The sequence below is a fragment of the Maritalea myrionectae DSM 19524 genome (genome assembly GCF_000423365.1).
Classification (GTDB): Bacteria; Pseudomonadota; Alphaproteobacteria; order Rhizobiales; family Devosiaceae; genus Maritalea; species Maritalea myrionectae.
In genome coordinates this window covers 535,082-556,792 of sequence record NZ_AUHV01000002.1, presented here as the reverse complement: position 1 = coordinate 556,792, position 21,711 = coordinate 535,082, and the positions used below count along the sequence as shown (strand labels likewise).

General features: G+C 52.5%; 24 protein-coding genes, 2 tRNA genes and 1 pseudogene. 18 read left to right on the top strand and 9 right to left on the bottom strand.

The window, feature by feature from the left end; genetic code table 11:
- Positions 1-28: 28 nt before the first annotated feature.
- Complete coding sequence (locus G549_RS0102855; RefSeq protein ID WP_051213255.1) at positions 29-667, top strand: response regulator transcription factor; 639 nt, start codon at positions 29-31, stop codon at positions 665-667.
- A 165-nt stretch (positions 668-832) separates the two neighbouring features.
- On the top strand, positions 833-1,255 hold the full coding sequence (locus tag G549_RS0102850) for an ACT domain-containing protein (protein ID WP_027833754.1): 423 nt from the start codon (positions 833-835) through the stop codon (positions 1,253-1,255).
- A gap of 67 nt (positions 1,256-1,322) precedes the next feature.
- Here the strand turns inward: G549_RS0102850 and G549_RS0102845 are convergent, their stop codons facing one another.
- A complete protein-coding gene (locus G549_RS0102845; protein ID WP_027833753.1) occupies positions 1,323-2,210 on the bottom strand; it encodes an SDR family oxidoreductase in 888 nt (295 codons plus the stop codon).
- A gap of 149 nt (positions 2,211-2,359) precedes the next feature.
- Between G549_RS0102845 and G549_RS0102840 the strand changes: the two genes are divergently transcribed.
- Positions 2,360-2,761 carry a winged helix-turn-helix transcriptional regulator gene (locus G549_RS0102840; protein WP_027833752.1) on the top strand — a complete coding sequence of 134 codons (402 nt, stop codon included), beginning with the start codon at positions 2,360-2,362 and terminating at the stop codon, positions 2,759-2,761.
- A 77-nt stretch (positions 2,762-2,838) separates the two neighbouring features.
- Here G549_RS0102840 and hemA read toward each other — a convergent pair whose 3' ends face one another.
- From hemA to G549_RS18745, 4 genes are all read right to left on the bottom strand, one after another.
- On the bottom strand, positions 2,839-4,119 hold the full coding sequence (gene hemA, locus G549_RS18750; protein WP_036220873.1) for a 5-aminolevulinate synthase: 1,281 nt from the start codon (positions 4,117-4,119) through the stop codon (positions 2,839-2,841).
- A gap of 224 nt (positions 4,120-4,343) precedes the next feature.
- Entirely contained in the window at positions 4,344-4,565 is a 222-nt protein-coding gene (locus G549_RS0102830; RefSeq protein ID WP_027833751.1) for a helix-turn-helix domain-containing protein, read from the bottom strand.
- An 8-nt stretch (positions 4,566-4,573) separates the two neighbouring features.
- Positions 4,574-5,107 (bottom strand): hypothetical protein, encoded by a 534-nt coding sequence (locus G549_RS0102825; RefSeq protein ID WP_027833750.1) that lies wholly within the window; start codon positions 5,105-5,107, stop codon positions 4,574-4,576.
- Between the two features lie 123 nt (positions 5,108-5,230).
- Positions 5,231-5,695 (bottom strand): TspO/MBR family protein, encoded by a 465-nt coding sequence (locus tag G549_RS18745; protein WP_036220870.1) that lies wholly within the window; start codon positions 5,693-5,695, stop codon positions 5,231-5,233.
- A gap of 122 nt (positions 5,696-5,817) precedes the next feature.
- On the opposite strand from G549_RS18745, the gene G549_RS0102815 reads away from it, so the two are divergent.
- The 3 genes from G549_RS0102815 to pcp all read left to right on the top strand — a co-directional run bounded on the left by G549_RS0102815 (position 5,818) and on the right by pcp (position 9,320).
- The gene (locus tag G549_RS0102815) at positions 5,818-7,071 is read left to right on the top strand and encodes a Mur ligase family protein (RefSeq protein WP_027833749.1); all 1,254 of its coding nucleotides are present in this window, start codon (positions 5,818-5,820) and stop codon (positions 7,069-7,071) included.
- A gap of 135 nt (positions 7,072-7,206) precedes the next feature.
- Positions 7,207-8,661 carry an NAD-dependent succinate-semialdehyde dehydrogenase gene (locus G549_RS0102810; protein WP_036220868.1) on the top strand — a complete coding sequence of 485 codons (1,455 nt, stop codon included), beginning with the start codon at positions 7,207-7,209 and terminating at the stop codon, positions 8,659-8,661.
- Between the two features lie 11 nt (positions 8,662-8,672).
- Positions 8,673-9,320 (top strand): pyroglutamyl-peptidase I, encoded by a 648-nt coding sequence (pcp, locus tag G549_RS0102805; protein WP_027833747.1) that lies wholly within the window; start codon positions 8,673-8,675, stop codon positions 9,318-9,320.
- A gap of 14 nt (positions 9,321-9,334) precedes the next feature.
- On the opposite strand, the gene G549_RS0102800 is transcribed toward pcp, so the two are convergent.
- From G549_RS0102800 to G549_RS0102780, 4 genes are all read right to left on the bottom strand, one after another.
- Positions 9,335-10,663 carry a serine hydrolase domain-containing protein gene (locus tag G549_RS0102800; protein ID WP_343251104.1) on the bottom strand — a complete coding sequence of 443 codons (1,329 nt, stop codon included), beginning with the start codon at positions 10,661-10,663 and terminating at the stop codon, positions 9,335-9,337.
- Positions 10,664-10,809: 146 nt separating this feature from the next.
- Entirely contained in the window at positions 10,810-12,090 is a 1,281-nt protein-coding gene (locus G549_RS0102795; protein ID WP_027833745.1) for an NAD(P)/FAD-dependent oxidoreductase, read from the bottom strand.
- Between the two features lie 42 nt (positions 12,091-12,132).
- Positions 12,133-12,828 carry a uracil-DNA glycosylase gene (gene ung, locus G549_RS0102790; RefSeq protein ID WP_027833744.1) on the bottom strand — a complete coding sequence of 232 codons (696 nt, stop codon included), beginning with the start codon at positions 12,826-12,828 and terminating at the stop codon, positions 12,133-12,135.
- A gap of 158 nt (positions 12,829-12,986) precedes the next feature.
- Positions 12,987-13,061 (bottom strand) — tRNA-Thr (locus G549_RS0102780).
- A gap of 181 nt (positions 13,062-13,242) precedes the next feature.
- Between G549_RS0102780 and G549_RS0102770 the strand changes: the two genes are divergently transcribed.
- From G549_RS0102770 to G549_RS0102715, 12 genes and pseudogenes are all read left to right on the top strand, one after another.
- On the top strand, positions 13,243-13,428 hold the full coding sequence (locus G549_RS0102770; protein ID WP_027833742.1) for a hypothetical protein: 186 nt from the start codon (positions 13,243-13,245) through the stop codon (positions 13,426-13,428).
- Between the two features lie 107 nt (positions 13,429-13,535).
- Positions 13,536-14,828, top strand: a complete 1,293-nt coding sequence (gene murA / locus G549_RS0102765) for a UDP-N-acetylglucosamine 1-carboxyvinyltransferase (RefSeq protein WP_027833741.1) — start codon at positions 13,536-13,538, stop codon at positions 14,826-14,828.
- 100 nt (positions 14,829-14,928) lie between these two features.
- Positions 14,929-15,360, top strand: a complete 432-nt coding sequence (locus tag G549_RS0102760) for a DUF2948 family protein (protein ID WP_027833740.1) — start codon at positions 14,929-14,931, stop codon at positions 15,358-15,360.
- A gap of 11 nt (positions 15,361-15,371) precedes the next feature.
- On the top strand, positions 15,372-16,664 hold the full coding sequence (gene hisD / locus G549_RS0102755; RefSeq protein WP_027833739.1) for a histidinol dehydrogenase: 1,293 nt from the start codon (positions 15,372-15,374) through the stop codon (positions 16,662-16,664).
- A gap of 26 nt (positions 16,665-16,690) precedes the next feature.
- Positions 16,691-17,155 (top strand): annotated as a pseudogene (locus tag G549_RS22000) (UPF0262 family protein); the annotation flags it as partial.
- Positions 17,156-17,161: 6 nt separating this feature from the next.
- Positions 17,162-17,653, top strand: coding sequence for an arsenate reductase ArsC (locus tag G549_RS21995; RefSeq protein ID WP_281273953.1), 492 nt, complete (start codon positions 17,162-17,164; stop codon positions 17,651-17,653).
- A 62-nt stretch (positions 17,654-17,715) separates the two neighbouring features.
- A complete protein-coding gene (gene infA, locus G549_RS0102745) occupies positions 17,716-17,934 on the top strand; it encodes a translation initiation factor IF-1 (RefSeq protein WP_027833738.1) in 219 nt (72 codons plus the stop codon).
- Positions 17,935-17,973: 39 nt separating this feature from the next.
- Positions 17,974-18,606, top strand: coding sequence for a Maf-like protein (locus G549_RS0102740; protein ID WP_027833737.1), 633 nt, complete (start codon positions 17,974-17,976; stop codon positions 18,604-18,606).
- Positions 18,607-18,609: 3 nt separating this feature from the next.
- Complete coding sequence (gene yacG, locus G549_RS0102735; protein WP_027833736.1) at positions 18,610-18,819, top strand: DNA gyrase inhibitor YacG; 210 nt, start codon at positions 18,610-18,612, stop codon at positions 18,817-18,819.
- Between the two features lie 126 nt (positions 18,820-18,945).
- Positions 18,946-19,020: transfer RNA gene (locus G549_RS0102730), tRNA-Phe, on the top strand.
- A gap of 745 nt (positions 19,021-19,765) precedes the next feature.
- The gene (locus tag G549_RS0102720; protein ID WP_027833735.1) at positions 19,766-20,056 is read left to right on the top strand and encodes a DUF2218 domain-containing protein; all 291 of its coding nucleotides are present in this window, start codon (positions 19,766-19,768) and stop codon (positions 20,054-20,056) included.
- A 206-nt stretch (positions 20,057-20,262) separates the two neighbouring features.
- Complete coding sequence (locus G549_RS0102715; protein WP_027833734.1) at positions 20,263-21,639, top strand: multicopper oxidase family protein; 1,377 nt, start codon at positions 20,263-20,265, stop codon at positions 21,637-21,639.
- Positions 21,640-21,711: the final 72 nt, after the last annotated feature.

The following is a 21,711-nucleotide window of genomic DNA, read 5'->3' as shown; positions in this document are numbered from 1 at the left end:
AAGTATTTTTTCCTATAGGTCAAGCGCAATGACCTCGGGTATTTATTATCACAACGCCCTGAACCGTGACTTGCTCGTCAAAATCGTAGATGCGGATCATGCCACGTGTGAAGCGTTGGGCGTTTTATTTCGCCTTGAAGGGTTTCAAACCAGCTTCTCAACCAGCATCGCGGAGTTTTTAGGGTCGATTGAGCGCAAAATACCCGATGTGGTTATCATCAATATGCATGTGGGCGATGAAGATGCCTTGCCCACAGTGGCGCGATTTAAAAATATGCGCACAGGAGCCCCCATCTTTATGCTTTCAGAGTCGCAAAATGTGGGCGGTGCGGTTGATGCGATGAAGGTTGGGGCCGCTGATGTGATCACAAAGCCCATCGATACAGAGCATTTGGTGCGTTCCGTGCGCCAGGCCTTACAGCGTAATGTGCACATCGGCGCTGTTCAATCCGGTTCTCACCGTCCGGTTGAAGTGCGCGGGTTTAGCCAACTCACCCCCCGCGAACGCGAAGTGCTGCAACTCATCACCAATGGGCAATCCAACAAAGAGGCAGGGCGCGAGTTGGGGATTTCCCCCCGCACCATCGAAGTGCACCGTGCCCGCGTGATGGAAAAGCTGGGTGCTCGCAACACCGCCGATCTGGTGCGCATCGTATTGACCAGTTGAATTCGAACTTCCCCTTCAACTGAGCAAAACTGGCGGCCCTTGTTTGGGCCGCCTTTTTTCTTGCGCTTTGCCGCAGCGGATTTTAGGTTCGGCAGGTGGGACGACCCATGATTAAGGCATCAAAATCAGGACGACCTGAACATTGCGCTGATGCGCGGAGGGAAAATGTCCGAAAAACCATCACCAGGCGAACTCGATTTGAACAGATTGCTGGCGAATATGACGCCGGAGCTGGATGAGCAGATTTGGGTGTTTTTGAGCCTGAAATCACCTGATAGAGACCTCGACCAAAAGGCGCTGATGCGCTTTGAAGAGGACGAAGGCACGACCTATATCATCAAGGAAGAAGACAGCACAGACCACGATGTATCGTTTCGCTGCCAGCGCATCACCTTGCAGGTGCACTCTTCATTGGAGGCAGTGGGTTTTCTAGACGCCATTTCCACCGCGTTGACGTTGAACGGCATCAGCTCAAATGTGGTCTCGGCTTTCTACCATGACCATTTGTTTGTGCCGGTGGAAAAAACGACACAGACTCTGTCGGTGCTCAAAGCGCTAAGCCAAGGCGACGGCAGCACTGCGAGATAACCCATGTGCGCCATGGTGGCGGAGTGGTGAAGATGTGTGGGCGGAAAGCTCCGCCCACACGCAAAGCTTAAGCGCCGCGCAGGGCTGTTGCGTTGTTATTGATGAAGTCTTCAAACGCTACAGGTTGGCGCCCGGTCAAATGCTCAAAATCTGACGTGACATCTGCGAGATGTCCCGCCCGTGTGGCTTTCTCCACTGAGATCAAAAATGGAATAAGCCCTTCGGGAACGCCCGCCTGTGTCAATCCCTTTGCCAAAGCCTCATCGTCGAGAGCAATGATGTCAATTGGTTTGCCAGTGGCGGCGCTCGCCAGTGATGCAATTTCAGGATTGCTGAAAGCTTTGCTGCCCGTAAGCGTATAAAGCGCATTATTGTCATCCTGCTTCACCAAAGCTGCAGCGATGCCGCGCGCGCAATCCTCTCGCGCAATATAGGCCGTTGCCCCTTCTGCTGCAGAAGTGAACCATTGGCCCGAAGCAATGGTCTGCGGAAGGGTCATAAACAGGTTTTCCATGTACCAACTGTCACGCAAAATCGTATAGGCGAGGCCGCTTTCACGGATCGCTTGCTCGCTGCCTGCATGATCTGGTGCAAAGCTGATGGCGCTGTCGTCAGGGCGGGGCATTGAGGTATAAAAAATGCGAGAAACATTTGCTGCGATGGCCGCCGAAATGGCCGCTTTATGCTGGGCGAGGCGCTTACCCGGCACATCCAACACATCGGTGGAGATGATGAGAAGCCGATCAATGTCGGCAAAGCCTGCGTCTAATGTTTCGGACTGATCAAAGTCAATGGCGCGCGTCTCAACCCCTAATTCGGCCAGATCGGACAATTTTGATGGATCGCGACTGCCCGCCACGATGTCGCCAGCGGCAATATTCTCAGTTTCCAATAAGTGCTTGATTACGAGGCTACCAAGTTGTCCTGATGCGCCGGTAATGAGGATCTTGCTCATATGATATCCTTTTATTCCTGATGCAATATGAGTATTATGTCTCATAAAGTGGGTTGCTCTCGATTTGAGAGTTGGTGCAAGATAATCTTTTGTGCGCAGAAGAAAAGTAGGCAGTTTTTCTGCCGATGGTTACGAAAAGGGAACCACCTATGGAAGCAAACAATAATTTTGCCCGCCAATTGCAGGGATTGCCAGAAGGCCAATCGTTGGAAAACTGCCCTGTGCGTCAGGTGATGCAAGGAATCTTCAGTAAGTGGAGTACGTTATTGCTGCAAGCGCTTGGCGAACGGCCCTATCGCTTTGGTGAGTTACGTCGCCTGGTCCCTGATATTTCTCAGCGGATGTTGACCCAAACGCTACGCGATCTCGAACGCGACGGATATGTATATCGCACGGTTCACCCAACCAAGCCGCCGAGTGTGGAATATGGCCTGACACCGCTTGGGCGATCCATGCTGGTCCCGCTCAAAGAGCTAGTGGATTGGGCGACATCTAACTTTAGTGATGTACGCGCCGCACGCGATGCCTATGACGCTGATGCTAACGGGTGAGGCAAAAACAAATCGGCCAGCCCCACAATCTGCCGGACTGGCCGAAATACGCGTAGTTGGCAACTCATGCCAAATTATTAGCCACCAATCGTTGGCAACACCAAATCACCTGAATTGAGCGCTTGAGCGGTCAATTGTGAGGTGTCGATATTTTTCGGCAGACCCAATTGATCCCAAACTTGCAACAAGGCATCGCGCAGTTCAAAGATCATCTCATCATTGTGCAATGGGGTTGGGGTGATCCGCAGCCGCTCTGTGTCTTTCGGCACAGTGGGGTAATTGATCGGCTGAATATAAATATTATGCTTTTCCAACAGCATGTCGCTGGCCGCTTTACAGCCCCGCGCTTCGCCAACAATGATCGGCACAATGTGTGTTTCAGTTGGCATAACCGGTAGGCCGGCTGCGCCCAAAATCTCTTTGGTGCGCTGCGCTTGCCGTTGTTGGCCTTCACGCTCAGCACTTGATTGCTTCAAATGATCAATAGAGGCGCGCGCTGCGGCACAAAGAGCAGGGGGCAAAGCCGTGGTAAAGATAAATTCGGACGCATAAGAGCGCACAGCATCAACGATTGGCTGGCTGGCCGTGATATAGCCGCCCATCACGCCAAACGCCTTGGCCATGGTGCCTTCAATAATGTCGATGCGATCCATCAAACCTTCGCGTTCGCAAATGCCCGCGCCGCGTGGCCCATACATGCCAACCGCATGCACTTCATCAATATAGGTGAGGGCATTAAATTCTTCGGCCAGATCAGCGATCTCTTTGATCGGTGCCACGTCACCGTCCATGGAATAAACTGATTCGAAAACGATCAATTTCGGACGGTCTTTGCCAGCAGCTTCAAGCAGCTCACGCAAATGCGCCATGTCATTATGGCGGAAAATTTTCTTTTCAACCCCAGACTGGCGCACGCCCGCGATCATGGAAGCATGGTTCAACTGGTCAGACAGCACCAGGCAATTCGGGATCAACCGGGCGATGGTTGAAATCGCGGCTTCGTTGGACACAAAGCCAGAAGTGAACACCAAAGAGGCCTCTTTTTTGTGTAGGTCAGCGAGCGAACGCTCAAGCTCAACCAAAGGCCGGTTGGTGCCAGAAATATTGCGGGTGCCGCCAGCGCCAGCGCCCAGCTTGCCAGCAGTTTCCTGCATGGCGGTGATCACCTTGTCATTTTGGCCCATGCCCAAATAATCATTTGAGCACCAAATGGTGATTTCGCGGGCATTGTCTGCCGCGTCACGGAACACGGCACGCGGAAACTTTCCGGCAACCCGCTCCAGATCAGCAAATACACGATAGCGCTTTTCGCGACGTAGTGTGTCGATGGCGTCTTCAAAAAGTCCGCGATAATCCATCAACTCGTCCCCTATATTTCATGCCCGTGTCGGCCATTAACCACAAGGCCAACTTAGTCGCAAATTATCATGCATGCGATCCGGCAACATGACGCAGGTCAATTGATGAGACTTTTTTCGCGACCAATATATGCAATAACGCGAACCCGTTAATGATTGCAATTGAATTTGGTTAAATACCTAGAATTTCCGGGCGCTTTTCCATCACAACCATGTGAAAACAGCTATGCGTCGGCCTCTTCGTCGGGCACATATTCGAGAAGATCACCGGGTTGGCAGTCCAAAACATCACAAATTTTTGCCAATGTTTCGAAGCGCATACCCTTGGCTTTGCCGGTTTTGATCATTGATAGATTCTGCTCGGTCAGCGACACGCGTTCTGACAGCGTTTTCAGCCGCATTTTGCGCTTGGCCAGCATCACATCAAGATTAACAACAATGGGCATAAATCAGCCTAAACAAATGTTTGGTTCTCTTCATAAGCATTTCTGCCGGCGGCAAAAATATGCGCCACAACCAGAATCGCCAAGGCGATAAACAAAGCGGTGAAAAACTCTGTGGTCAACCCAAACATAAAGGAGATCTGGTTCGGCACCTGCTGCAAGCGCACATAGGTGACCAAAAATGCGCCGCCAAAAATCTCATAAACCAGCAGGGCCAAATTGGCCCAGGCGAAGCGCTGAAAGCCGGCGACAGACATCGCGGATAACCAACGGCCCGCCGCCGCTTCATCAAATGTTTGCCGCAGTCCTGCAAAACCAACCAACAATGGGGTGAGATAGCCAAGCGCAAATAGGCCCAGAATGGCGCGCATAGTGGGCGTGAAGTCGTCCGCTTGTAAATTGATTGTGGCGTTGCCCAGCAGCGATAGCTCCAATGAATTGGCAAACACGACAAATGCAAAAAACATAACGGGGATCAAGATGGAGGCAATCAAGAGGAAGATTGAAAGGGTTTTGGCCAAACTGGAAATTGCGCGCGGTGACATTTTGCTCTCCTCATCATTATAAAACCAAGTATTACTTTAAATTTTGAAAGTCAATAATTCAGACAGCGCAAAAAAATGGCCCACCTTGTATCAAGATGAGCCGGAGGTGAGGAGGGAGGAGATTTATCCGTTCAGGATGAGAAAGCCTGCGTTCAATGCCGTGGCAAAACCTATCCACGCCATATAGGGCGCGGCTAACCAAAAGCTTATTCGGTCACGTGACCACAACAACACCATGGTGATCAGCACGGTTACGTCGAGCGCGGCAATATAGATCAGGGCGACGCCAAGATTTTGCGCCCCGAAAAAGCTCGGTGTCCAAATGGTGTTCAAAGCAAACTGCAACGTCCAAAGGGCGATCAATATCGGCTTAATGTCACTTTGCGGCGCCATCACAATACGATAGCCGATCGTTGCAATAAAAATGTAGAGAATGGTCCAGACCGGCCCGAACAACCAAGCGGGCGGCGCGTAAAACGGCTGTTCAAGCGCGAAATAATAGGATTGAATTTCCCACAAAACCGCGCTGCTTGCCGCAACAATTGTCGCCGCGTAAAAAATTGCCCAAATAAGTATTTTTCTTGCCATTTTAAACTCCGTATTCTGTAAAGTAACGGGTGTGATCCTAAATCGGATCAGAAATGCCTGCTGCCAAACATCTCGCCTCAGATTAGACGATAACATTTTCAATTGCGGAACCAAGCTCCCCTATGAACAAAGCTTTGAAAACTTTAAATCTGGCTTGGGCAGAGCGGCTGGAACCTTACTATTACAAGGTCATTGGGGGCATAGAGCGCCGCAAAGCCAAGAAAAAGATAGAAGAGCTAAACCCATACATTGTCGGCATAACGGGCAGTTGTGGCAAATCCACCGCCACCAAGATTTTGTCTGAGATGTTGGCGAAAGGCTATGCCGAGCCCGTGTATGCAGGGCTGGGCAACAACTCCAAGCGTTGGGTTTATCGCTCTTTGCGAAAGCTGAACAGAAGCCGCCAGACTGTGGAGCAGGAAATCTCCGGCGGTGAGCCGGGTTACCTCGATTATCTGGTGGCCGATGTGCCGCTAGATATCGCCGTGCTAACCACCATTGGTGGCGACCATATATCCGCTTTTAAGTCCGAAGACGCGATTTTGGCAGAGAAATCCAAGCTGCTCGACGCGTTAAAGCCTGAGGGTGTCGCGTGTTTGAACATTGACGATCCACACCTGGCCCGTCTGGCCGCAGATAATAAGCGCAATATTGGTCTTATAAGCTATGGCCGTGCGGCCGATGCCGCCGTGCGTGCTGAAATCGTCTCTGCTGATTGGAAATCGCGCCTTTGTTTCACCCTTTATGTTGAAGGCAGATCCTATCCGGTGAAAACAAGATTTGTCGGCACTATGCTGCTGACCAGCATCCTCGCGGCGCTGGCCGCGCTCCATGCAAAAGGGCTGCCGCTTGAGCCCGCAATTGCAGCATTGGCGGATATCGAGCCAATGAAAAACCATATGAGCATTCATAAAACCGCATCAGGCCAACATTTGTTGATGGATGCGTTTAAGGCACCATACTGGGCAACCAAACTGTTTGCCGCCGACGTCAGCGAAATGAAGAACGGCAAATTAGTCGTTGTCCTCGGGCAAATCTCGGACACAGGCAACACCGGGTCGCGCGCTTACCGTCAGATTATGCGAGAAATCGCCCCACATTGCCAAATGATCATCGGTGTCGATGGCGCGTTCAGGGCGGCAGACAAGCTCAAGGGTACGCTGGGCGATTGCGAAATTGTCGCAAGCAACGATATTCAGGAAATCCACAAGCTGATCAGCGCTCAAAATGATGCTTTGATTGTTGTGAAATCCGGTCGCCGCTCCAAATTATGGCGGCTTTACGAGATGACGCAGGCACCAATCGATTGCACGATCATGCCGTGCCAATTGGTAACAGGATGTTCCGAATGTCCCAGCCTTCGGCCTAAAAACTAATCATCAAAATTTGTGACCAAGACATTCAAAATCATCATGTAATTCGTCTATTTGATTAATGACATGTCCCTATCGACAGGCTAGCCTGATGCCAAAATCGTGCAAACGAGTATGGCTTGGTAGGTAGGGGATAGAATGTCGTTCGAACAGGTTCTGAATAAAAAAGCATTTATCAATGGCGAGTGGGTCGACGCAAAATCGGGTGACACTTTTGCCGTAACCAATCCAGCCACTGGCGACATCGTTGCAAATATTGCGGATTGCAATGCTGACGACGCGCAAAGCGCGGTCGCTGCGGCCAAGGCTGCATTTCGGCCATGGGCCAACAAAACAGCCAAAGAACGCTGCCAGATTATGCGCAATTGGTTCGATATTGTCATGGCCCATGATGAAGAGCTGGCGGCATTGCTTTCAACCGAGCAGGGCAAGCCTTTCGCTGAAGCGCTGGGGGAAATTCGCTACGGCGCGGCCTACATTGAATGGTTTGCCGAAGAAGCCCGCCGCACCTATGGCGACATTGTGCCAAGCCATAAAGCTGATGCACGCATCCTGGTGATGAAACAGCCCGTTGGGGTGGTTGCTGCGATCACACCGTGGAACTTTCCCAATGCGATGATTGCGCGCAAGGCAGCGCCTGCGCTGGCCGCTGGCTGCCCCATTGTAATCAAACCGGCGGAAGACACGCCATTGTCGGCGCTGGCATTGGCGCAAATGGCCAAAGAAGCCGGTGTGCCAGACGGGGTGATCAATATTGTGCCCACCAGCACCGCACAAGCGGTGGGCGATGTGCTGACAACCCATAATGATGTGGCAAAGGTCTCTTTCACCGGCTCCACAGATGTAGGGCGCATTATTATGCGCAATGGCGCACAGACGATCAAAAAACTATCGCTTGAGTTGGGCGGCAATGCTCCCTTTATCGTGTTCGATGATGCCGATATTGATCGGGCCGTAGAAGGGGCCGTGGCCTCTAAATACCGTAATTCGGGACAGACATGTGTGTGTGCCAACCGCCTATATGTTCAAGCGGGCATCTATGATGAGTTTGTCACGAAGTTCAGCGAAAAGGTGGCCGAGCTAAAAGTCGGCGGCGCATTTGATCATGATGTGGTGCTGGGGCCGCTGATCAATAAGAAGGCGGTAGCCAAAGTTGAAGAATTGGTTGGTGATGCGCTGGAAAAAGGCGCTTCGGCCACAATTGGCGGACGCGGGAGCGACAAGGGCGAGCTTTTCTATGAGCCAACTATTTTGCGCGACGTAAGCCGCGATGCGCGCGTGCTGCGCGAGGAAATTTTTGGCCCCGTGGCGCCAGTGATCAAGTTTGATGATGAGGCTGACGCCATTGCTTTGGCCAATGATTCAGAATTTGGCTTGGCCGGATATTTCTTCTCCAATGATTTGGGCCGGGTTTGGCGCGTGGCCGAAGCCATCGAATGCGGTATTGTTGGTGTCAATGAGGGCGTTACCTCTGCGGTTGAAGCCCCGTTCGGCGGCATCAAACAGTCCGGTCTTGGCCGTGAAGGTTCCCGCTATGGCTTGGATGATTATCTTGAGCTAAAATATGTGCTGATGGGCGGTTTGGCGCAATAGGATTGGACGACATGAAGATTTTGCTGACAGGATTTGAGCCATTCGGCAATGAACAGCAAAATCCGTCCGAACAATTGGCAAAACTGCTAAATGGCGCGAGTGATGGTGATGCGGAAATCGTCAGCGCGATTTTGCCGGTTGAACGCTATGCAGCCCTAGATAAGCTCGATGAGTTGATGCAGCAACAGGCTCCCGATATGGTCGTGGCCCTCGGTGTCGCCGTGGGCCGCGCGGCAATAACGCCGGAGAAAGTTGCCATCAATTTTGATGACTTTCGCATTCCCGACAATGCGGGCCATCAACCGGTGGGCGAAACGATATTTCCTGATGGTCCCACAGCCTATTTTTCCACCCTGCCAATAAATCTGATGGTGAAAGAGATGGAGACACAGGTGCCCAGCGCCATCTCGTTTAGCGCCGGGACATTTGTGTGCAATCACCTGATGTATGGCGTGCTGCACCTTTGCGCCTGCAACTACCCCAAAACGCGCGCGGGTTTTGTCCATGTGCCGCAGGCGACCGAATGTCTTTCACCAACATCAGGCGAGGTGCCACATCTGCCCTTGTCACAAATGGCCGAGGCGCTAAGACGCGCCATTTGGCGCGCCGCTTTTCATAAAGGCGATGACATCAAGCTCAATGCGGGCGATACCCATTAGCAGGGCAGGCAAGCCTATTCCGGCAAGGCCTCAAGAATAGCGGCGACCAAGGGTTGCGGTTTGTAGCCCCACCGCGAAGGGGTAAGCCCCATGCGCACCACAACCAGCTCAGCGTCTTGGCTGATGGCGATCGATTGACCATCGTGGCCCGACATCCAAATCATATCATCGGGTAGGCCAAAGCCTGCATCCGGATCGAGCTGATCCGGCGTTTGGCCGCGTGGTCCATTAAGCCAGACTTGACCCTGCCCATACTCGTTTTCGCCCCATGGCGTCACAGACTTCGGCGTAGGTGAAACCATAAAGTCATAATAGGTTTCGGGCAGGATGTCGTTGCCATACCATTTGCCCCCAGACGCAAGCAGCAAACCGAACCGTGCCCAATCCTGCGCGGTCGCATAGAGATAGGAGGACCCCATAAAGGTCCCGCTGGCGTCTGTTTCGAACACAGCGCTGCGCATACCCAAAGGTTCGAACAGCGCCCGGTCGGGCCAAAAAATTGAGTTTTTGCCCAACTGGTTTTGCCAGATGCGCGAAAGAATAACGCTTGTGCCGGATGAATATTCAAACTTGGCGTTGCCGATATCGTCCTGTAGCGGTTTTTCCGCGGCGAAGGCCGCTGCGTCTTCGGTCAGATAAAGCATGCGCGTGACATCCGACACATCGCCATAATCTTCATTCCAAGCCAACCCGCTTTCCATGCCCATCAGCATTTTCAGGCTGATATTTGCGCGGGTGTCATTATGCCAATTGGAAAGCAAGTCAGTGCGATTGAGCGTGAAATCCTCCGTCAGCAACGCGCCAATCAGGGCGGCATTGACCGTTTTGGTCATGGACCAGCCAATCAAAGGGGTTTTGGCGTCAAACCCATCACCATAGCGTTCGCCGATAATGCGGCCCTTATGCACAACAACAATTGCGCGCATATTCGGCCCTCTCAGCGCAGAATTATCGAGCAGATCCTGCAAACGATCACTTTGCGTTTGGATGACTTTATCACCCAACGGCCATATGGCATTGGGATCAAACTGATCAAACTCGGGACGTTTCAGCGTTGTATCGGCCAGATTGCTTCTCTCCCCTGAAGGCAGCGAAGCACAGCCAAACCCCTCACGATATACGGCGGTGCCAGTGGCAAATATGCCCAACAGCCGCGCTTCCACCTGCTGTTGATCCCGGTCGACATCAATTTGTACGTAGCGCAACAAGGGATGCCCCGGCGCTTGAACATCTTCGCGCAGCACCAATTGTGGATCACGGTCCGCAATAAACACGTTGGAACAGACGATTTTGGCAGCGTAATTGGTGCCCACCCGCAATAAATCGGGGGGTGAAATCAGCAAGAATCCGATGGCCCCTATCAGAACCAAGATTACTGCCGAGACGGTCCATTTTATCGCTGACTTAACTCGTTGCATTTGGTTCCCCTCCGCATGCCAATTGGCCGTATTGAATGTGTTTTTAGCGTTGAATGCAAGCAAGTAAAAAGCTAGCGCCGTTCATCCCATCGGTCTTGTGCCTGCATCGCCCAATAGCTCATTTGCGTGCCCAGCCGACCCAGCAGGCCGCCGCCCCACTGGGCTTTGAAAGGAGCGAACAATTGATAACGATCCGACGTACCCGCAACCGCCTCAGCCACCACTTTGCCGATGGTTGCCGTGGTGTTTAAGCCATGCCCGCCGGTTGCTGTGGCCGTCCAAAGGCCCGGTTCCAGCTCGCGCAACACGGGCATTTTGTGCACGCAATATCCCATCAGACCGGACCATGCATATTCAATTTCAAGTTCACTCAATTGTGGATAAATCTTCGCGATGTCGTTCTTAAGAAGAGTTGCGAGTTTTTTAGGTTCGGACCGTTGTGTCGTGATGCGCCCACCCCATAGCAAGCGCTGGCCCTCATCAACCAGCCGATAATAGTCGCCAGCGCGGCGATTATCAGAAATGCAGCCGCGATAAGTGATCGCGTTTTCCAGTAAATCGGGTCGTTTTGCTGAGGTGACGACATAAGTCGCCACGGGCAAAACGGCGCCTTCGATGCGGGGGTAAAGATGGTGCATATAGGCAGAGCCACACAAAATCACTTGGCCGCAATTAATGCGTGATCCGTTTGAAGTGGTGAACTCAAAGCCATCGCGCAGCTTTTGTAAATCTGTCGCTGGGCTTTGAACAAATATTTGCGCCCCTTGCGCACGAGCATCATCAGCCAAGCCAAGCGCATAGTTTAGCGGCTGGATATGGATGGCGTTGCCATCTTCCAGCCCTTGAAAATAGCTGGCTGACTTAAGCGAGGCCCGCACTTCTTCGGTGCTGCGCGCTTCATAATTGGCGCCATATTCGGTGTTCATCTGCGCCGCGTGGCGCAACATGGCGTCGCCCACATCATGGCGCACCACCGAAAGCCAGTTGCGGCCCATGGGCAGCTGAGGAATAGCGAAGCCCGCCATGCGGTCTTTGACATATTGTGTGCCTTCTTGCGAAAGGGCGAAGAGCGCTTTGGCGTGATCGCGGCCCAGCTTTTTCTCAAGCGCCCCCATGCCCTCGGCATAACCGTCAGACACAAAGCCACCATTGCGCCCAGATGCGCCCCAACCAATATCGTGCGCCTCCAAAAGACAAACCGATTTGCCAGCGGCCGCAAGTTCCCGGGCCGCCGTGAGACCCGCCAGCCCGGCGCCAACCACACAAATATCGGCCTGGATATGCTCGGTTAGCGCTGCAAACGGAGCGATACTGATGCGGTTGTCCGCATAATAACTGTCAACATAGGGCATAGGAACCTCGCCAGAACGCAAAGATTAGGTTGGACCGTGATGCTAGCTGGTTTCTACCTGTTCGGGAAGACGCCAATCAATCGGATCGCGGCCCTGCGCCGACAAAAACGCATTGGCTTTTGAAAAATGACCGCAGCCCAAAAAACCGCGATGGGCCGACAGGGGCGATGGGTGAGGGGCCTTGAGCACCAAATGCTTGTCTTGATTGATAAAGCTGGCCTTTTTCTGCGCATAGCTGCCCCAAAGCATAAAGACGGTGGGGTGCCCCTGCGCGTTGATTTTTTCAATCACCGCGTCGGTAAATCGCTCCCACCCTTTGCCCTGATGCGCACCGGCTTGCCCTTGTTCCACAGTCAGCACGCTATTAAGCAACAATACGCCTTGCTTTGCCCAATTTTCCAAAAAACCATGTTGAGGTCGCGGAAGGCCTAAATCACGTTCAATTTCTTTATAAATATTCAGCAGAGAAGGCGGAATGCGGACGCCGGGACGCACGCTGAAGCTTAGCCCATGCGCTTGCCCCGGGCCATGATAAGGGTCCTGACCCAAAATCACGACTTTGACGTCTTCTAACGGCGTTAAATCCAATGCCCGGAAAAAGTTCGACCCGGCTGGAAAAATAGTCGCGCCATTGGTTTTTCGCTCCAGCAAAAATGACTTTAGCTGTTGCATATAGGTGCTGGAAAACTCATCCGCCAGCGCCTGTTTCCAGCTGTCCTCCAATTGAATTTCTGACATGGCCGCCTCGATAAAACACAACTGGACTGCAGCGTACGGATTTTTCGGACATCAGCAAGGCGGTTGCCAAAAATTGGCACAGCCGAATCGTTCAATTCAATGCAAGCCTCGGGCGAAGCGGATCGCCATGAGATGAAAAACGATTGTAATTTGAGAAATGGTGCTGCCGGAGAGAATTGAACTCTCGGCCTCTCCCTTACCAAGGGAGTGCTCTACCCCTGAGCTACGGCAGCATATATGATCTTTGTGGCGATCAAAATTGATGCGATTGTTTTCGCATCAAGCGCCGTGGTTACTGCCACAATGATTTGTTCAACGCAAGGGGAAAACTGGACGGACACATAAAAAACGTGCAAGAAACAGGTCAAATAGGTAAGAGCCCGTTTTTCACCCAAAAAATGCACGATTGAAGTGATGATGTCTGAGAAACAAAAAACCAAAGACGAGCTGAAAAAAGAACGTTTGGCCGCCCAGTTGCGGGCCAATTTGCGGCGCCGCAAAACCCAATCGAAAGCGCGGGTTGAGGCGCCAACAGGCTTGGCAGAGCGCCCCAAGGGCAAACCAAGCGTGTTTGAAAAAATGAAGGAAAATAAGCAATAAGTGCGATTGTGCGCGCTTAAATGCTACCTTTTGGCCGCATTTTTGTTCATAAGGTGCGTCAAAACAAATCTGAGATCCCCTGTCGGGTCAGTCTAAAAGGAATTAATATGGATCGCATTCGATTGGTTGGTGGCAATGAACTTAATGGTGAGCTGCCAATTTCTGGCGCGAAAAATGCCGCATTGCCGCTCATGATTGCATCTTTGCTCACTAAAGACCCGCTGGTGCTCAACAATGTGCCGCGGCTGGCCGATGTGAAGCAGCTTGAGCGTATTTTGGAAAATCATGGGGTTGATATTGCCGTGCAGGGGCGTCGCCGCGGCGACGATGAAATGCAGGGCCAGCGCATCACATTTACCGCTCATGACATTGTGGACACATGTGCACCTTACGAATTGGTCTCTACTATGCGGGCAAGCTTTTGGGTGATCGGACCGCTTTTAGCCCGGATGGGCGAAGCGCGCGTTTCGATGCCCGGTGGCTGTGCGATCGGCACACGCCCGGTAGATTTTTATATTGATGGTTTGCAGCAACTCGGCGCCGAAATCGAAATTGATGGCGGCTATGTGAACGCAAAAGCGCCCGGCGGCCGCCTCAAAGGCGGTAAAGTTGTGTTGCCGCGCATCTCTGTTGGGGCGACCCACGTGATCATGATGGCGGCATCCTTGGCTGAGGGCACCTCAGTGATCGAAAATGCGGCGATGGAACCCGAAGTGACAAATCTGGCCGAATGCCTGATTGCCATGGGCGCCAAGATTGAAGGGGTGGGCACGCGCACACTGACCATTGAGGGCGTCGACACCTTGCATGGCGCTGAAGTTGATGTGATCCCCGATCGCATCGAAACGGGCACCTATGCCATGGCTGTCGCGATGACGGGCGGCAACGTATTGCTGAAAGGCGCGAATGCAGAGCATTTGCGCGCCGCGCTGGATGTGTTGAAAGAAACGGGCGCTCAAGTGATCGAAGAAGAAGACGGTATCCGCATTGTCAAAAATGGCAGCGGCATCAAATCCATCGATGTTGATGTGTCGGAATATCCGGGCTTCCCAACGGACTTGCAGGCACAATATATGGCCCTGATGAGCCGTGCCGATGGCACAACCACCATCCGCGAAACCATTTTCGAAAACCGGTTTATGCATGTCAGCGAACTGGCACGCTTAGGCGCACATATCGATGTTGATGGCCAGGCCGCCGAAGTAACGGGTGTTGAGCATCTAAAAGGCGCGCAAGTGATGGCCACCGATTTGCGGGCATCCGTTTCGCTGGTGATCGCCGGGTTGGCCGCGGAAGGCGAAACCATTGTCAATCGCATCTATCACCTGGATCGTGGCTTTGAGCGGCTTGAAGACAAGCTAAGCCGTTGTGGCGCGAAAATTGAGCGTGTGTCGGGCTAAGGCGCACGCGGGCAGGCAATAAATCAATGCTCGCCCATTGTGAACCGCGGCCACACACATTAGGTATGAGCCAACAGGTTATGAATGCAAGGACCGAAAAATGGCTGATCTAAAACTGCTCGCCCTAGACCAAGAAGACTTGGAAGTGATCGCTGCTTATACGCAAGATTCAGTGATCAAAGTGGGCGATATGGGCTATGTGCCCGGCGACAAACGCTTTGCCTTTTTGATGAATCGGTTTGCATGGGAAACCGGCGATAAGTCCAGAAAAGGTGAACGGCGCCGCGCCGCGCTACACTTTGACCATGTGCTGAGCGCCAAAAGCACCGGCTTCGATATGAACGCCAAAGATGGCGTTTTGGAACTGTTGACCATCCGCTTTGAACCCACAGAAGCGCCATCAGGCAATGTCACGCTTGAATTTGCTGGTGGTGGCTCTATAGCTTTGCAAGTTGAATGCCTTGAAGCACGATTGGCTGATTTGGGCGCCGCCTGGCGCGCCAAGGCCAAGCCCGCCCACGAAATTGAATAATAGGACCTTATATGCCGCAAAGACTGCGCACCTTCGACGCTGATTTCGAAAACAAATTTGATCTGTTGCTCAATGCCAAACGCGAATCTTCGGTTGAAGTTAGCGACAGTGTGGCCGAAATCCTCCATCAGGTTGAACAGCGCGGCGATGCGGCATTGGTTGAACTCACAGCAAAGTTCGACAAGCTGGATTTGACGCCCGAGGGGCTGGTCTTCACCCAAGACGAAATCGATCAAGCCTATTTGGACACCCCGGATGAACTGATCGAGGCACTAAAACACGCTTACAAGCGGATTACGGCCTATCACGCGCGGCAAATGCCAAAGGACGAATTGTTTGAAGATGAGCAGGGGGTTACCCTTGGTTCAAAATGGAATGCGGTGGATGCCGTGGGTATTTATGTGCCCGGCGGCTTGGCCAGCTATCCCTCATCGGTGTTGATGAACACGGCGCCGGCACGTGTGGCCGGGGTTGAGCGGGTCGCCATGATGGTGCCGACGCCCGGCGGCAAAGTGAACCCGACGGTTTTGGCCGCAGCCAAGATCGCCGGCGTAAGCGAGATTTACCGGGTTGGCGGCGCGCAAGCCATTGGCGCTTTGGCGTTTGGCACTGAAACCATCGCGCCGGTCAATAAAATTGTCGGCCCAGGCAATGCCTTTGTCGCTGCCGCAAAACGGCAGGTCTTTGGCAAGGTGGGCATTGATATGATTGCGGGCCCGTCCGAAGTGTTGGTGATCGCCGATGATAGTGCCAATCCGGCCTGGATCGCAGCGGACCTGCTTGCCCAAGCCGAACACGACACCGCCGCCCAATCTATTTTGGTCACCACAAGCCCGCAATTGGCGGACGATGTGATGAAGGAAGTCGAGCGGCAACTTGAGTTGCTGCCGAAAAAGCATTTGGCTGGACCGTCCTGGGCAGATTATGGCGCAGTCATTGAGGTGAGCAATCTCGATGAAGCCTTTGATATTGCCAACCGCATGGCGCCGGAACATTTGGAGTTGTCGCTCGATAAGGCCGAGCAATATATCGACAAAGTACGCCACGCAGGCGCAATCTTTTTGGGCCACCACACGCCCGAAGCCATTGGCGACTATATTGGCGGCACCAACCATGTGTTGCCCACCGCGCGTTCCGCCCGATACGCCTCTGGCCTCAATGTGCATGATTTCATCAAGCGTATTTCGATTTTGGGCTGCAGCCCCTCTTCGCTGTCTGCCCTTGCGCCCGATGCGATTGCGTTGGCCGAGGCTGAAGATTTGCAAGCCCATGGACGTTCGGTCTCAATTCGGCTTAATCTCTAGGCTGGTTGAACGCGGCAAGGGGCATAATGCGCATTTTAGATCCTGATAGCGATAAACTCGTCACCGTGACACTGGATCCGGAAACCATCATTTCCATTGATCCGGATGAGGTGCATGAGCGGCGCATCGCGGTTTACGACCTGGTGGATGAAAATGCTTTTGCCCCGACAAACGGAGCAAGCGGCCCCTTTGCGCTTCACCTATCGATTCAGGGCAATCATTTGGTTTTGGATGTGCGTAATCCGGAAACCAACGAACCCATCGCCGCCCACTTTTTATCACTCACGCCGATGCGGCATATGATTCGCGATTATTTTCGCATTCGCGACAGCTATTATGATGCGATCAAAAGCGCGCAGCCCATGCAAATTGAGGCGGTGGATATGGGGCGGCGCGGCCTGCACAATGACGCCGCCGAAATGCTACGTGACCGCCTCAAGGGGAAGCTGGAGATGGATTTGAACACGGCGCGCCGCCTGTTCACCCTGATCTGTGCCGTGCAACCCTATGCCGATCGCTCTATCAGCATCGCGCACAAACAACCCTCGGTGTTGTTTGTGTGTTCCATGAATTCAGTGCGCTCCCCTATGGCCGCAGCGCTGGCGCGTAAATATTTCCCCTCCGAACTCATCGCCCGGTCTGCCGGGGTGCGCTCGGGTCAAGTGGATCGGTTTGTCCATGATGTGATGGAAGAAATTGGCATCGACATGTCGGTGCATACGCCGCACACAATGGACGAGTTGGTGGCCACCAGTTTTGACCTGATTGTGACGCTTTCGGAAGAGGCGCCAGCCGCTGTGGATGCCAAAGACTATGAAGCGGGCGCGCGATTGCACTGGGATGTGGCGGACCCCACTTTGGAAGAGGGCAATCGCGAACAGCGTTTAGATGCTTATCGCGCCTTGCGCGAAGATTTATCCAAGCGCATAAAGGCAGAATTGCCCGCCATCTTGACGGACGCGCAACCAAATGGTTCACAAACACATTGATTTTGTATAGTTTCCCCCAGCCTATGCTGCTATAAGGCGGAAAAATTAGCTCAGGAGACAGAATGGCTAAAGAAGAAATGCTCGAATTCCCGGGCGTCGTGCAAGAATTGTTGCCGAACGCTACTTTCCGGGTGAAGCTAGAAAACGACCATGAAATCATCGCCCACACTGCGGGCCGGATGCGCAAAAACCGGATTCGTGTTTTGGCAGGCGATAAGGTGCTGGTGGAAATGACACCTTATGATCTGACCAAAGGGCGGATCACCTACCGCTTTAAATAAGCCTATCGCGCCCTTGGCGCAGTTGCGGAGAATGATCATATGGCGGCCCGTCCAGATCTGATATTGGCGTCTTCATCGCCGCGCCGTTTGGCGCTGCTCAATCAGATTGGGATTGAGCCGGATCATCTGGTGCCTGCTGATATTGATGAAACCCCGCAAAAGGGCGAAACGCCGCGCAAGCTGGCCGGGCGCTTGGCCCACATGAAAGCCATCGCCACGCAGCATAAAGCGCGCCAAACCGGCATTGACGAAAATGCATTGGTGCTAGGCGGCGACACGGTTGTCGCCGTGGGGCGACGCATTTTGCCCAAAGCAGAATTGCTGGAAGACGCCGCCAATTGCCTGAAATTGCTCTCCGGCCGCACCCACAAGGTTTATACCGGGGTGTGCTTGCTCACCCCAGGTGGCCAGGCACGACGGCGCTTGGTGGAAACAAAAATTCGCTTCAAGCGCCTGTCCAACAATGAAGTAGAAGCCTATCTCGCTTCAGGCGAGTGGCAGGGCAAAGCGGGCGGCTATGCCATTCAAGGCATTGCGGGAGCGTTTGTGGTGAAGCTGCAAGGATCTTATCCTGCGGTAATGGGCCTGCCGCTTTATGAAACTGTGTCGCTTTTGAAAGGCGAGGGCTATCCAATCCAGTTCAACTGGCTCAACTCCGCTTCAGGTATCTAAACTATGGCAAATGATGCAAATAAGAGTGAGGCCAAGGTCACCGGCTTGCGCGCGCCCAAGCCCTGCGTGATGTGTGGCAAGCCAAGTGACAGAAAATTCCATCCCTTTTGCTCAAAGCATTGTGCAGATCTAGACTTGGGCAAATGGCTAAATGGCTCCTATGCGATCCCGGTTGTGGAAGAAGATGGAGCTGAATTTGACGAGGAAAATTAGATGCTTGGCCGCAATCGAAATTTTTCTCTCAAAATTATGCATTTTTTGCATCTCGGCGCTGGACAGAGCGGAATGAACGCCCTATAACCGCGCCATCATGCTGATTGCGACATGCAATCAAATTGTGCCCGGGTAGCTCAGGGGTAGAGCAGCGGATTGAAAATCCGCGTGTCGGTGGTTCAAATCCGCCCCCGGGCACCATGCCTTTTCACCAACATTGTAACATTCTGAATTTGCAGAGTTGTGTGGCGACGCGCGACGCGATTTATTGCGGCACTCTTGACCGAGAACGCAAAGACTTGAGAGGTCTGCTTAGTCCGATTTTTCAGGCAAGAAAAATAGACATACCGATGGCGGCTTGAAATTCATCCATAAATCAAAAAATTTCAAAAGCGACAGGGCAGTTGAGTGCGATGGGATTGGTACCAGCAGCTTGTTCAAATCGTGAAGCTAGCAGATAGCTTCTTTTTATCGATTTTTGTGAAAACCTTGTCGAAGTAAACATCATGCGACTTTTTGTTCAAAGTATTCACTTAGAACTACGCTTACGCTGACCGGGTGTCAAAATCTGTGATCAACAACCTGCTGGCCTCTTTGTCGCGTTGTAGGCGTTTGTCGTAACCGACAGTGGCGACCGAAATGCCGGAAAACAAAACCGGCATTTACCTTTGGCCTTTAGTTCTCAGCTTTAACGCCAACAAACCCAACCACTTGCCTCAAAACTTTAGAATCATTCTAAACAATTGATTTTCCTATTGATTTTTTGTTTTTCAGTCTGTAAAACACACCCTATAAAAACATGATGATAAAAATCATGTTTATCGACGTGCAGATGCGTCAACCTTCAAATATTACTGATTATCGCGACCTTTTCAGTAATATTTGATCTGGAGCGTAGGGCATTGCCTTACGTTCCAGGCTTTTTTACAAGCTATTGAGGTGCCCTATGCAAAAATCACAAGCGCAGTTTATGACGGACAAAGGTCCGCGCTATTTGGGTCAATTGTGCAAGCATTTTGCTCATAAAATTGATGCCGATTTTGATGGCAATCACGGCTATGCCAATTTCCCGTTTGGCATTGCCAAAATGCGCGCCGACGCCAATCAATTGGAAATCGCCATTGAGGCCGAAGACGAGGCAGCGCTCAGCCGCACCAAAGATGTGATTGAAAGCCATCTGGTGCGCTTTGCCTTTCGGGAAAATCTGGAAAAGCTCGAGTGGCGCGACGCGGCATAAGCACCGCGACACTCAGAATGATAAGGGTGAAAACTAGCGGCGAAATTGATGATGAGCGGAGCACCTTTGATAGGAACTTTTTTGGTTAGATCTTGATGTAAATCAGGCAATTGAACCTCCTATTGAGTATGATTTTAAAAAGCAACGATTTCGGCATGGTGTTCGCTGGTGAAATGGCAAGACATCAAGGTTGGTGAGAGACAGCGATGGATCGGCGTGAATTCTTTTTAGGTGGGGCGGCAGCGCTATCGGTTGGCGCTGCGTGGGGCAGCAATGCGTTTGCTCAGCAGCACGCGCCCACTTCCATAAATATTCAACACACCTCGTTTGATCTGGGCAAAGGCGTCACAAGCGGCTTGGTTTCGACCGCAAGCGATGCGCCGCCACCCGTACTCCGTTTGCACAAAAAACAAACCGCGAGGTTTAGGGTGAACAATCAGCTCGACGATTACACCACCATCCATTGGCATGGGCTGCGCATTCCCAACAAAATGGATGGCGTGCCCTATTTAACTCAGCTTCCGATCGAGCCGGGCACCAGCTTTGATTATGAGTTCACGCCACCAGACAGCGGCACATATTGGTACCACCCCCATTGCCAAACCATGGAGCAAATGGCCCATGGCCTGACAGGTATTTTGGTGGTGGAGGACGACAAAGACCCGCAATTTGATGCGGAAATCGCCCTCAATTTGAAAGACTTCCACCTGAAGAGCGACGGATCGCTCGACACGCCATACACCAAGCGTGGTGCAGCGCGTGGCGGCACCATGGGCAATGTGATGACCACCAATTGGCTGCAGAGCCCGGCTTATGACGCACCGGCAGGTGGACTTGTGCGCTTGCGGATCGCCGCCACAGATACGGCGCGTATCTATCGATTGGCGCTTGAGGGAGCAAAAGGCAAAGTGGTGGCCATGGATGGCCATGCCACCGATTTGATCCCATGGCCCACCAAAGATGCGCCATTGATCCTAGCACCCGGCCAACGCGTGGATATGGCCCTTCAAATGCCGGACAAGGGCACTATGGTGAAACTCAACCATCATGCGCTTTCTGGTCATCGCCCGTTGGCGCAGCTGATACCGACGGGGCAGAACCTCAAACACCAATTGGAAGACCTGCCGTCGCTGACCCGCAATCAATTGCCAGATCTAGATCTATCTACTGCCGAAACCCACGAATTCTTGTTTGGCTGGACACCAGAAGCTGATCCGCAGAATAATGGCTGGTGCGGTTCTTTTGGCTATTCCTTTTGGTCGATCAATAAAAAGCCGTGGCCTGGCGATGCCGAGCCCAATGTGGGGCCATTGGCCGAAATGAAGCTGGGCAAAACTTATATTTTGCGCCTGCGCAATGAGAGCCCTAACGATCATCCGATCCATCTGCATGGGCTGGTGTTCAAGCTGCTGCGGTCCAACAAGCGCGACATCCCCCAAATCTGGACGGATACCGCGCATCTGTTGAAAGATGAAACCATTGAAGTGGCGCTGGTGGCCGACAATTTGGGCGACTGGGCGTTCCACTGCCATGTGATTGAGCACCAGAAAGCCGGATTGGCGGGCTATTTGAGTGTCGTTTGACCTCGTTTTCGGCAACACTCTTTTAATCGCTTGACCTTCCATTGACTGGAAGGATTAGAACGGTCACCATGC